8 protein-coding genes, 1 tRNA gene and 1 pseudogene are annotated in these 12,179 nt (G+C 64.3%); 4 read left to right on the top strand and 6 right to left on the bottom strand.

Translation table 11 applies throughout. The annotated features are described in order from the left end of the window. The first annotated feature begins 75 nt into the window (after nucleotides 1-75). Nucleotides 76-1,134, top strand: a complete 1,059-nt coding sequence (gene recA / locus F7D01_RS01115) for a recombinase RecA (protein ID WP_215228452.1) — start codon at nucleotides 76-78, stop codon at nucleotides 1,132-1,134. Nucleotides 1,135-1,541: 407 nt separating this feature from the next. Continuing rightward, nucleotides 1,542-4,193, top strand: coding sequence for an alanine--tRNA ligase (gene alaS, locus F7D01_RS01110; RefSeq protein ID WP_215228451.1), 2,652 nt, complete (start codon nucleotides 1,542-1,544; stop codon nucleotides 4,191-4,193). 16 nt (nucleotides 4,194-4,209) lie between these two features. On the opposite strand, the gene F7D01_RS01105 is transcribed toward alaS, so the two are convergent. The 3 genes and pseudogenes from F7D01_RS01105 to F7D01_RS01095 all read right to left on the bottom strand — a co-directional run bounded on the left by F7D01_RS01105 (nucleotide 4,210) and on the right by F7D01_RS01095 (nucleotide 8,283). Further along, on the bottom strand, nucleotides 4,210-4,398 hold the full coding sequence (locus F7D01_RS01105; RefSeq protein ID WP_215228450.1) for a hypothetical protein: 189 nt from the start codon (nucleotides 4,396-4,398) through the stop codon (nucleotides 4,210-4,212). Nucleotides 4,399-4,450: 52 nt separating this feature from the next. Then, nucleotides 4,451-6,214, bottom strand: a complete 1,764-nt coding sequence (locus F7D01_RS01100) for a cation:proton antiporter (protein ID WP_215228449.1) — start codon at nucleotides 6,212-6,214, stop codon at nucleotides 4,451-4,453. Nucleotides 6,215-6,631: 417 nt separating this feature from the next. Beyond that, nucleotides 6,632-8,283 (bottom strand): annotated as a pseudogene (locus F7D01_RS01095) (GNAT family N-acetyltransferase). Nucleotides 8,284-8,422: 139 nt separating this feature from the next. Here F7D01_RS01095 and F7D01_RS01090 point away from each other — a divergent pair. Next, the gene (locus tag F7D01_RS01090) at nucleotides 8,423-9,115 is read left to right on the top strand and encodes a tetratricopeptide repeat protein (RefSeq protein ID WP_215228448.1); all 693 of its coding nucleotides are present in this window, start codon (nucleotides 8,423-8,425) and stop codon (nucleotides 9,113-9,115) included. A 73-nt stretch (nucleotides 9,116-9,188) separates the two neighbouring features. On the opposite strand, the gene F7D01_RS01085 is transcribed toward F7D01_RS01090, so the two are convergent. The 3 genes from F7D01_RS01085 to cpdR form a co-directional block, all read right to left on the bottom strand. Next, nucleotides 9,189-10,409 carry an NADP-dependent isocitrate dehydrogenase gene (locus tag F7D01_RS01085; protein ID WP_215228447.1) on the bottom strand — a complete coding sequence of 407 codons (1,221 nt, stop codon included), beginning with the start codon at nucleotides 10,407-10,409 and terminating at the stop codon, nucleotides 9,189-9,191. Between the two features lie 145 nt (nucleotides 10,410-10,554). Then, nucleotides 10,555-10,629: transfer RNA gene (locus F7D01_RS01080), tRNA-Val, on the bottom strand. Nucleotides 10,630-10,703: 74 nt separating this feature from the next. Next, nucleotides 10,704-11,096, bottom strand: coding sequence for a cell cycle two-component system response regulator CpdR (gene cpdR, locus F7D01_RS01075; protein ID WP_215228446.1), 393 nt, complete (start codon nucleotides 11,094-11,096; stop codon nucleotides 10,704-10,706). 145 nt (nucleotides 11,097-11,241) lie between these two features. On the opposite strand from cpdR, the gene F7D01_RS01070 reads away from it, so the two are divergent. Next, the gene (locus F7D01_RS01070; protein WP_251566963.1) at nucleotides 11,242-12,153 is read left to right on the top strand and encodes an N-formylglutamate amidohydrolase; all 912 of its coding nucleotides are present in this window, start codon (nucleotides 11,242-11,244) and stop codon (nucleotides 12,151-12,153) included. Nucleotides 12,154-12,179: the final 26 nt, after the last annotated feature.

The raw sequence follows: 12,179 nt of genomic DNA, 5'->3' as shown, positions 1-12,179 counted from the left end.
TGATAGAACAAACGCGGTACAACGCTTTTGTCGAAAAGGAATTCGGCACCCTTTCAAAGCGTGGGAGACAATGCGATGTCCGCCAATCTGAAGCTGGTTGAAAAGGAATCCAACGTGGACCGTCAGAAGGCGCTCGACGCCGCTCTCGCACAGATCGATCGTGCTTTCGGCAAGGGGTCGGCGATGAAGCTCGGCTCGCGCGAGGCCATGAACGTGGAGGCGATCTCCACCGGCTCGCTCGGCCTCGACATTGCCCTCGGCGTCGGCGGCCTGCCCAAGGGGCGCGTGATCGAGGTTTACGGGCCGGAAAGTTCGGGCAAGACCACGCTGGCCCTCCATGTCATCGCCGAAGCGCAAAAGAACGGCGGAACGGCAGCCTTCGTCGACGCCGAGCACGCGCTCGATCCGGTGTACGCGAAGAAGCTGGGCGTCGATATCGATGAACTCATCGTCTCGCAGCCCGATACGGGCGAGCAGGCTCTTGAGATCACTGACACACTGGTGCGCTCCAACGCGATCGACGTGCTGGTGGTCGATTCGGTGGCGGCGCTGGTGCCGCGGGCCGAGATCGAGGGCGAGATGGGCGACAGCCATGTCGGCCTGCAGGCGCGCCTCATGTCGCAGTCGCTGCGCAAGCTGACCGGTTCCATCAATCGGTCTAAGTGCATGGTGATCTTCATTAACCAGCTGCGCATGAAGATCGGCGTGATGTACGGCAATCCGGAGACCACGACCGGCGGCAACGCGCTCAAGTTCTATGCCTCGGTCCGGCTCGATATCCGCCGCACCGGGCAGATCAAGGATCGGGACGAGATCATCGGCAACTCCACCCGCGTGAAAGTGGTCAAGAACAAGGTCGCTCCGCCTTTCAAGCAGGTCGAGTTCGACATCATGTATGGCGAGGGGATTTCTAAGATCGGCGAAATTCTCGACCTTGGCGTAAAGGCTGGGATCGTGGAAAAATCCGGCTCCTGGTTCTCTTATGACAGCATCCGGATCGGCCAGGGGCGAGAGAACGCCAAGACCTATCTCAAGGAACACCCCGAAGTTTGCGATAAGCTGGAGGCTGCGATCCGTGGCAAGACCGACGATGTCGCCGAGGAGATGATGACCGGTCCTGACGCGGAGGACTGAGCGACAAGCTCCTCAAGCGGGCCTGCTCATTCCAGCGAGCCCGGAAAAACGGAAGGCCGGCGCGCACCGCTCCAATGGTGCGGCGCCGGCTTTTCCGTTTGGGCGCGTTTGATGCGGGAGACAGTAGCCCGTCGGTGTGATCGGCCGATCCGATCCGGTCATGGACGCTGCCTCTTATCTGCAGGTCATCTCCCCGGGCTGCGCGCGAAGCCCGCTCTCTATCGCATCAGGCGCTTGATGATTCCCTCAGGCGACTGGAAGACTGGGTAGCAGAACACCGGCAGGGCACCATGTTCCGCTTTTCCGCCGCGGCCTGGATCGTCACCGCTAGCGCCTGAGTTCGACCGGCACGATAGGCGCGCCGAATCGGCTTGTGACCGCGTGCGCGAGCGCTTACCTCCCCGCTTATGCAGTCGACCAACGAAATTCGCCGTTCCTTTCTCGATTACTTTGGCAAGCGCGGCCACACGGAGATCGCGAGCGCGCCGTTGGTGCCGTACAACGATCCCACATTGATGTTTGTCAACGCCGGCATGGTGCCGTTCAAGAATGTGTTCACCGGGCTTGAGCCGCGACCGGCTCCGACCGCCACCAGCGCGCAGAAATGCGTGCGCGCCGGTGGCAAGCACAACGATCTCGATAATGTCGGCTACACCGCACGCCACCACACCTTCTTCGAGATGCTGGGCAACTTCAGCTTCGGCGACTATTTCAAGGCACAGGCAATCGAGCATGCTTGGACGCTGCTGACGAAGGAATGGGGCCTGGGCCCCGAGAAGCTGTTGGCAACGGTCTATCACACCGACGACGAAGCGTTCGAACTGTGGCGCAAGATCGCCGGTCTGCCCGAAGATCGCATTGTCCGCATCGCGACCAAGGACAATTTCTGGGCGATGGGCGACGACGGACCGTGCGGTCCATGCTCGGAGATATTCTACGACCATGGCGAGGATATTCCAGGCGGACCGCCCGGATCGCCCGATGAGGATGGCGACCGCTTCATCGAGATCTGGAACCTCGTGTTCATGCAGCATGAGCAGGTGGCTGGAGAGATCGTCGGCGATCTGCCGAACAAGAACATCGATACCGGCATGGGGCTCGAACGCATCGCCGCGGTGATGCAGGGCGTCCACGACAATTACGATACCGACACGTTCAAAGCGCTGATAGCGGCGAGCGAAAATCTGACTGGCGTCGCTGCCGAGGGCGGCAACACCGCCAGCCACCGGGTGATCGCGGATCATCTGCGCTCGACCAGCTTCCTTATCGCCGATGGGGTGCTGCCATCTAACGAGGGGCGCGGTTATGTGTTGCGCCGCATCATGCGTCGCGCGATGCGCCACGCGCATCTGCTCGGCTCGGCCGAGCCGCTGATGCACCGGCTCGTCCCCGCACTCGTAACCGAGATGGGCCAAGCCTATCCCGAGCTGTCGCGCGGCGAAGCGCTCATCCGCGAAGTACTCGAGCGCGAGGAGACGCGGTTCCGTCAGACGCTGGAGAAGGGCCTTCGCCTGCTCGACGAAGCGACCGAGAGCCTGGGAAAGGGCGATACCTTGGACGGGGGGACCGCGTTCAAGCTCTACGACACCTACGGTTTTCCCTATGATCTGACCGAAGACGCGCTGCGCACCCGCGGCATTGCGGTCGATAATGCGGGCTTCGACGCTGCCATGGCGCAGCAGAAGGCCGCCGCGCGCGCCGCGTGGAAGGGTAGCGGGCAGGCCGCCGACAGCGAGCTATGGTTCGATATCGCCGAGCGCGAAGGAGCCACCGAATTCACCGGCTACGCCGCGACCAGCGGCGAGGGTCGTGTCGTCGCGCTGATCCGGGACGGCACGGAAGTCGAAGAGGCGAAAGAAGGCGATACGGTAACCGTGCTCGCGAACCAAACGCCCTTTTACGGTGAAAGCGGCGGTCAGTCGGGGGACACCGGGACCATCACGACTCCTGAGGGGTTGAGGATCGAAGTTACCGACACGGGTAAACCCCTTGGTCGCCTGCACACGCACGAAGGCACCGTTGTCGCAGGTTCTGTCCGGCCGGGCGATACGGTGCATCTCGAGGTCGATGCCGAGCGCCGCGCACGCGTGCGGGCGAACCATTCGGCCACGCACCTTGTGCATGCCGCGTTGCGCCACCGGCTGGGCGATCATGTGACGCAGAAAGGATCGCTCGTGGCGGAAGATCGTCTGCGGTTCGATTTCTCGCATCCCAAGCCGTTGACGGCAGAGGACATCGCTGCCGTCGAAGAGGAGGTGAATGCGGAAATCCGGGCGAACGAAACCGTCTCCACACGCCTGATGTCTCCCGACGACGCAGTCGCCGCGGGTGCGCTGGCGCTGTTCGGTGAGAAGTATGGCGAAGAAGTTCGCGTGCTATCGATGGGCCGGGCGGGCGAGGGCGGTCGCAATTATTCGGTCGAGCTGTGCGGTGGCACACATGTCGAGGCGACCGGCGATATCCAGTTGTTCCGGATCGTGTCGGAAAGTGCGGTCAGTTCGGGTGTGCGCCGGATCGAAGCGCTGACCGGAGAGGCGGCGCGTCGCTGGCTCGTCGACCGCGAGGATGCGCTCAAGGAAGCGGCGAGCGCGTTGCGTACCAATCCGGAAGAGGTCGCCGAGCGGGTTACCGCGCTGCTGGACGAGCGCAAGCGGCTCGAGAAGGAACTGGCCGACGCGAAGAAGCAGCTGGCCCTGGGCGGGGGCGGCGCAGCGGCGGCGAAGGCCGACGAAACGGTTGCCGGCGTAACCTTCAGCGGTCAGGTGATCGACGGCTTGGAAGCCAAGGAGCTGCGCGGGCTACTCGATCAGGAGAAGCAGCGTATCGGTTCGGGCATCGCGGCGATCTGCGCTGTCAACGATGGCAAGGCGGCGTTCGCGGTTGCGGTTACCAAAGACCTCACTGACCGGTTCGATGCGGTGGCGCTGGTTCGCGTTGGAGTGAGCGAGCTTGGCGGGAAGGGTGGTGGCGGCCGCCCCGACATGGCGCAAGGCGGCGGCCCGGATGGATCGAAGGGCGAGGCGGCGCTCGCCGCTGTGCGCGAGGCGCTCGCCGCCTGACCCTATCGTTGCGGAGCTAGCGTGCCCCGCCGGTCTTGCGACCGATCTTCTGCTGGCTGCCCTTGGGCACGTCGCGCCCGCCGGTATCGGCAGGTTTGTCCCCGTCGCGAGCGGGAGGCTCGGTCTGCGCGCCCGGTTCGGCCACGTTTTGCGGCTTGAACTTCTCGTCGTTCGGGATGGGCTTGGTCGGGTCTTGATCGGACATGATTTCTCCTTTTCCCCATCAATGTGTGGGGCGGGCGAAAGTTCTCGAAAAATCAGCCGTTCGCGGATGAGGTCCGCAATTTGGGCGTGTGATCGAGCGCGCCCTCGTGCTGAATTTTGGCCCGGAATTCGTCGCGTTTCTCATGAATGCTGGCGATCACCGGTCCCATGGCGACGCCGATATCGGTCAGCACCGCTTCGGACAGCTGGAGCGAGCTTTCCAGCGTCTCGGGCACCGCATGGCTCGCCCCTGCACGGTACAGCGCGCCGGCGTGTTCGCTGTCCCGCGCCCGGGCGACGATGAGGAGGTCGGGAAACGTCTGACGCAGCTTGGTGGTGATGCGCTGCGCAAGCACCGGCTGATCCATGGTGAGGACGACCGCGGCGGCGGAGCCCAGATCCATCGCCTCCAGCGTCCGCGTGCGGGCCGCATTGCCGAACAGGGCGCGATAGCCGTCCCGGCGTGCGCGCTCGATCAGGTCGGCGTCCGAATCGATCGCCAGATAGGGCTTGCCGTGCGCGACCAGCATGTCCGCGACCAGGCGCCCGACGCGGCCCGCCCCGATGATGAACACGCGTGGCGCATCGTCCTCCAGCGCATCTTCCACCACGGGCGAGGGATCGACATGCCGCCCCACCAGGCGTCCGATCATCGCCAGAACGGGCGTGATGGTGAGCCCGATGGCGGTCACGATCTGCCAGAACGCAGCGGTGCCGGGCTGGATCAGCATGGCCGAGCCCGCAGCGCTGAGCACGATCAGCGTGGTTTCCGACGGGCTCGCCATCAGGATCCCCGTCTCGGTCGCAGTGCTGCGGCGCGCCCCCATCAGGCGCAGCAACACGCCGGTGACGAGTGCCTTGAACGAAAGGACGAGGACCACCGCGAGCATGATCGGGCCGAAGTTCTCCCAGATGCTGACCAAGTCGATGCTCATGCCCACGGTCAGCAGGAATACGCCCAGCGCGAGGCCCTTGAACGGCTCCATGATCGTCTCGACCTCGCCGTGGAACTCGGTTTCGGCGATCAGCAATCCGGCGATCAGCGCGCCCACGATCGGCGACAGGCCGGTGGCGGCAGTGGCGAGGCTCGCGCCGATCACCACCAGCAGGCTGGCGGCAAGGAACAGTTCGGGGCTCTTGGTGCGGGCGGCCTGCGCGAACAGGCGGGGGAGGCCGAAACGGCCCAAAATCAGCAGGGCCGCGATCACCGCCGCGCCTTGCCATAGCGTATCCCAGATGCCCGACAGCCCATCCGCCTGCGCATAGGGGGCAAGCGCGCCGAGCAGGAAGATGATCGGGACGATCGCGATATCCTCGAACAGCAGCATGGAAAGCGCTGCCTTCCCGACCGAGGAGGAGGTGCCCGAAATCGGCAGCACGATGGCGGTGGAGGACAGCGCCAGCGCCAGCCCCAGCCCCAGCGCACCGGTCCAGTATTGTCCCATCATCGCCAGCACGATCGCGATGACGCTGCCGATGATGATCAACTCCATCGCCCCGAGCCCGAAGACGAGGCGGCGCATCTTCCATAATCGGTCGAAGGAAAGCTCCAGCCCGATCGTGAACAGCAGCAGGATGATGCCGAACTCTGCGAAGGGCTCCAGATTCTCCGGATTGTCGATGGTTATGTAGCCGAGCCATCGGTTCTCGAACGCGAACTGGCCCAGCCCGTACGGTCCGACGAGGATACCGACCAGGATGAAGCCGATCACGGGGGTGATGCGGAACCGGGCGAAGACCGGGATCACGATTCCCGCTGCGCCGAGGATCACGAGCGCATCGGCGAGTTCGGGTGAGGGGGCGAGATCTCCGGCCATCGTTACCGCCTATCTCCGAGCGACGCGGATGTCACGCGGCGGCCCCGACGTCCCGCCCCAACGGGAGGCGCATCCGCGCTATGGCCTCGTCGCGTCGTGCGGCGGATACCGCCAACCGAATGGGGGACAGGACAATGGAACGCACAATCGCCGTTTGAAAAGTGTGACTTTAGACAAAAGCGCAGCGGCGTCAGTGCATTACGGATAGGTAGGCGCAGCCGGGTGTGACCTTCCGCCGAGGGTGCTTGATCGCCAACGCGATCGCAATACACCGAGCGTGGGTAGCGGTTATCGGCACGGTTCGAATTGGCAGCTGGCATGTACATGGAATGCCACACCGTCGCCCCGGTAGGAAAGCTGGCTTCGCGCGTTCCACCGCGCCCCCCGTCGAATGCGAAAGTCGCGCGCGACCTTCTGCTAACCCCCACCCGGCGAGCGCGGACCGTGCGGCTTGGAATCCGCCGCCGCGCTCTCCGCGGCGGCTTCGCCGATCCGCTCGCTGACCTGTCCGACACGCTTGTCCCATTCGATGCGGTAGAGGTCGAAGCGCCGGTCGGCGAGGTTCTGCACCGTGCCTTCCGCGCGCGCCCAGCTCAAATCGGCGAGGTTCACGTCGCTGATCGTCAGGTCTCTACATTCTCGCTCGCCTCGGCCGCGATGCCGTCGCGCGCGAAGGGGAAGTCGCAGGGCGTCAGGATGCAGCTTTGCGCGTACTGGATGTCCATGTTTCCGACATTAGGCAGATTGCCGACATTGCCCGACAGAACGGTGAAGCACTGGTTTTCGATCGCGCGGGCCTGCGCGCAATAGCGCACGCGCATGTAGCCCTGGCGGCTGTCGGTGCAGAACGGGATGAAGATGATCCGCGCACCTTCGTCCACCAGCCGACGGGCCAGTTCGGGAAACTCGCTGTCGTAACAGATCAGGACGCCGATGGGGCCGCAGTCCGTCGGGATCGCATCGATGCTGTCGCCGCCTTTGATGTTCCACCAATAGGCCTCGTTCGGCGTCGGGTGGATCTTCTCCTGCGAATGGATCGAACCGTCGCGCAGGCAGACATAGGCGACGTTGTGGATGTCGCCATCGTCCATCCGGGTCGGATGGCTGCCGCCGATGATGTTGATATTGTAGTTCAACGCCATTTCCGAAAGCCGGGTGCGGATCTTCGGCGTGTAGCGGCTGAGCGCCTCGATCGCCTCCAGCGGGCTCAGTTCCTTCTCTTCCGCCGACAGCAGCATCAGCGTGAAGAGTTCGGGAAAGACGATGAAATCGGATTCGTAGTCCGATGCAACGTCGACGAAATATTCGACGTGGCGCATGAACTCGTCGAAGCCGGTGACCGCGCGCGCCTGCAGCTGGCAGGTCGCGATCCGGACGCTTTCGACGTCGCGCGGGACGCGGTGCTTTGGCGGAGCGTCGCTGTCTACATAGGGATTGCGCCACACCATGCGCACCGCATTGGCTTTCGACGGCTTGTCCTCCGGCAGGTAGCCGGAGATGATGCCCTTCGCCTCGAACCCGTTGGCGAGCTGGAAACGCAGGACCGGGTCGTGGATTTTCGAATCGACGACCTTGGCGAGGTAATCCTCCGGCCCCGAGGCATTGTTGGTCTTGCGCCGCATCGCCCGGGCGAGGCCGGGCATCCGCCCCCCGAAGACGATGCCCGACAGGTCGAGCCGCTCGGCCAGCGCGCGGCGTTCTTCGTACAGCCGCCGCCCGATGCGGGTGCCGCGCACCTTGGGATCGACGCACATCTCGTAACCGTAGAGCCACTCGCCCTTCGCGTTGTGGCGGCTGCCGAAGCCGTTGCCGGTGATCTCGTCCCAGGTGGCATCCGAGAAGGCGAGCCGTTCGGACAGGCGCATCGAGGCGCAGTAGCCGACCAGCTTGCCGTCGAGCTTCGCGACGAAGCACCCTTCGCGGTAATTGTTCAGCTGCCCGCGAATTTCCCCATGGGTGTAGGGCGGCAGTTCGGAATAGGACCGGCGGATCAGGTCCGCGATCCCGCGAACGTCCTTCATCTGGGCCTGGCGAACTTCGAGGCGGGCCTTGCGGCGCGTTTCGGTCATATGTGGTAATTCCGGTGGATGTTTGGCTTTCGGCGCTCCCTAGCCCTGCGGGGCCTGCGAGTCACGCGGGGCCGCGTAGGGAATTGCGCCAGTCCGATGCGCTGGATAGGCTCTGGCGCGGTTCTTAGGGGGATTTGAAATGGGTATCATATCGAGGGCGCTGGCTGCCGCTTTACTGATCGCGACGGCTGTCACGCCTGCGGCTGCAGCAGCGCAGGACGAGACTTTTTCGCCTGATTGGGACGCGATGAGCGGCGCTCTACGTGAGCGGCGGTTCGCCGACCTGCTACGCTTGGCGGACGAGGCTATCGCGCATAGCCCTCCGCTGGAGGACAGCGAGGGTCGCAGGGTCCTGTGCGCGCATTCGGACGTCGAAGCAGTACTGTATGCCGCGCTCCCCGATCCCGATGGGCAGGGCACGATTGTGCGAAACGCGGCACCATGCAACCTCCTCTTCTATCGCGCCTATGCGTTGGAGGAATTGGGCCGCCGCGCGCAAGCGATGGAGTTGATGGGTAGCCTTACGAGGTATGCGCCCTTCTGGCCTCAATACCACGCCGAATACGGATACGTGCTCGCACAGTCGGGCCGGCCTGAGGAGGCTCTCGCGCAGTATCGACAGGTTATCGATGCGCTGGAGCTACTGGCCGACGAGATCGATAAAGAGCACTGGAGCGCAGTGGCGCAGCGCGGAATCGGGTATGCGCTAATCGACCTCAAGCGCTGGGACGAGGCGGAGGCGGCCTATCGCAAGAGCCTCGATCACGACCCTGACAACGCCGTGGCGCAGCACGAGCTCGAGTTCATCGCGCGCGAACGCCCACGCGACTAAGCGTCAGACAAGACGAAGGCCGCCGTCCCTTTCGGAATGGCGGCCTTCGCAATTGCTCGAAATGGCGGCGGGCTCAGCTCCAGTTGGCCATTTCCTTCTCGAGGCCGGTCACGATCGCCTCGAAGAACTGCTCGGTGGTGAGCCATGCCTGGTTGGGGCCGATGAGCAGCGCGAGATCCTTCGTCATCTGGCCGTTTTCCACCGTCTGGACGCACACGCGCTCCAGCGTTTCGGCGAACTTCACCACTTCGGGGGTGTCGTCGAACTTGCCGCGATACATCAGGCCGCGGGTCCAGGCGAAGATGCTGGCGATCGGATTGGTGCTGGTCGCCTTGCCCTGCTCGTGCTGGCGATAGTGGCGGGTGACGGTGCCGTGCGCCGCCTCGGCCTCGACCGTCTTGCCGTCGGGCGTCATCAGAACGGAAGTCATCAGGCCGAGCGAGCCGAACCCCTGCGCCACGGTGTCGGACTGCACGTCGCCGTCGTAGTTCTTGCAGGCCCAGACGAACTTGCCGTTCCACTTGAGGGCGGAGGCGACCATGTCGTCGATCAGGCGGTGTTCGTAGGTGATGCCAGCCTTGTCGAACTTGTCCTTGAATTCATTGTCGAACACCTCCTGGAACAGGTCCTTGAAGCGACCGTCGTACTTCTTGAGGATGGTGTTCTTGGTCGACAGGTAGACCGGCCAGCCGCGGTCGAGCCCGTAGTTCATGCTGGCGCGGGCGAAGTCGCGGATCGAATCGTCGAGGTTGTACATCGCCATGGCGACGCCCGAGCTCGGGAATTCGAACACGTCGATGTCGATGTTCTCGCCGTTCTCCCCTTCGAAGACCAGGCGCAGCTTGCCCTTGCCGGGGATCAGCGTGTCCTTCGCCCGGTACTGGTCGCCGAAGGCGTGGCGGCCGACCACGATGGGATCGGTCCAGCCGGGCACGAGCCGCGGAACGTTGTCGATCACGATCGGCTCGCGGAAGACCACGCCGCCCAGGATGTTGCGGATCGTGCCGTTGGGGCTGACCCACATCTTCTTGAGGCTGAATTCTTCGACCCGCGCTTCGTCGGGGGTGATGGTGGCGCATTTCACGCCGACGCCGTGTTCCTTGATCGCGTTCGCGGCATCGACCGTGATCTGGTCCTCGGTCTCGTCGCGCTTCTGGATCGACAGGTCGTAATATTTCAGGTCGACGTCGAGATAGGGGAGGATCAGCCGCTCGCGAATCCATTCCCAGATGATCCGCGTCATTTCGTCGCCGTCGAGTTCGACGATGGGGTTCTTGACCTGAATTTTTGCCATGTTTCGCCTGTCCGCTTGTCTGAAGTTGTCTCTTGCGGGCGGGCTTTAGCAGAGCGGCGCGCGAGGGCAAGGCGAGGGGGCACGCAGCACGAAAGCAAAGAAAAACCCCGCGGGGCGCGGGGCCCGGCGGGGTCTTGCTTGCCGATGGTGGGCGTAGGAAGAGTTGAACTTCCGACCCCTGCGATGTCAACACAGTGCTCTACCACTGAGCTATACGCCCGAACCGTCGGCCCTGCGCGGGTCAGCCCCGCGAAGGAGGCGGCGTTTAGCGACGCCCGAATGGGCGCGCAACCCTTAAAGCGAGGCCTGTCGCTCGGTCTCGAACACGCGATCCACCTCGAGCACCAGATCGCGCAGGTGAAACGGCTTGGACAGGATCTTGGCGCGCGGCTGGTCGGCCTGCGCCTTCAGCGTCACGGCGGCGAAGCCGGTGATGAACATCACCTTCGTGCCGGGGCTGACCTCGTTGCAGCGCTGCGCCAGTTCGATCCCGTCCATTTCCGGCATTACGATGTCGGACAAAAGCAGGTCGAACTCGCCCTCTTCCAGAAGCGGGATCGCGGCGGTTCCGCGATCGACGCTTTCGACTTCGTATCCGGCCTTGATCAGGGCGCGGGACAGGTAGGTGCGCATGGCCTCGTCATCTTCGGCGAGCAGGATTCGGCGGGGAAGGGGGGGAGCATTCATGGCTGATGCCGATAGCACCGCTCCCTTAAAAAATCCTGTCCCGGGGCGCGCGAAAACCTGTTTTGACATCCGGCCCGCGGCGGTACAGCCTGCTGCAGATGGACGGCACCTCAATCCTTTTCCGGCGGACCGGGCGATCGCATTCGTGATCGAGACCGGAAGGGTTCCGGGCCTCGATACGCCCGCTTTCCGCGTGGTGTCGCCCGATCGCCCCGCGCTGCCGGTCCTGATCGCCGCGCCCCATGGCGGGCGCGCCTATCCCGAGGCGTTGAGCGAGCGCATGCGGGTGCCCGATGCCACGAAGCTGCGGCTGGAGGATCGCTATGTCGATCGGCTGGCCGAGGAGGTCGCGAACCAGACGGGCGCGGTGCTGATCGCGGCGAACGCGCCGCGCGCGATGCTCGACCTCAACCGCGCGCCGGACGACATGGACTGGACGATGGTGAGCGGGGAGAAGCCCGCGGGCAAGCAGCATTCGCTTGCCAACCGCCGCGCGCGCACCGGGCTGGGGCTCGTGCCCCGGCGCATTTCCGGCATCGGGGAGATCTGGCGGGACCGGCTGAGCAGCGCGGAACTGGACGACCGGATCGCCGCCATACACGCACCCTATCACGCGGCGGTCGCCACGATCCTGCGCGACATCCGGACGCGGTGGGGGGCGGCGCTGCTGGTCGATCTGCATTCGATGCCGCCGCTGCGCCGCCGCCATCCGTCGGACGTGACGGCCGAGTTCGTGCTCGGCGATCGATTCGGTGCATCCTGCGATCCGATGATCAGCGCCACTGCGATCGGATATCTCTCCGGGAAGGATCGACCCGTCGCGCATAATCGCCCCTATGCGGGGGGTTACGTCCTAGATCGGCACGGGCGACCTTCGCTCGACATCCACGCGTTGCAAGTGGAGGTGTGCCGCACCCTCTATCTCGACCGGCGGGGGGAAGGATTGAGCGCTCGCATGCCCATGACCGCGCGGCTGCTGGCCGGAATGGTGCGCGCTCTGGCGGACGAGCTCAATCGCCAGCAGAGCGGCGGTCGCAGTGCCGAGGCGGCCGAATAACCCATAGAAGACTGCTGCCGTGCGAT

It is taken from the genome of Erythrobacter sp. 3-20A1M, from assembly GCF_018636735.1.
Classification (GTDB): Bacteria; Pseudomonadota; Alphaproteobacteria; order Sphingomonadales; family Sphingomonadaceae; genus Alteriqipengyuania.
Note: the sequence above shows the minus strand (reverse complement) of the source record. Positions and strands in the feature narration are given on the sequence as shown.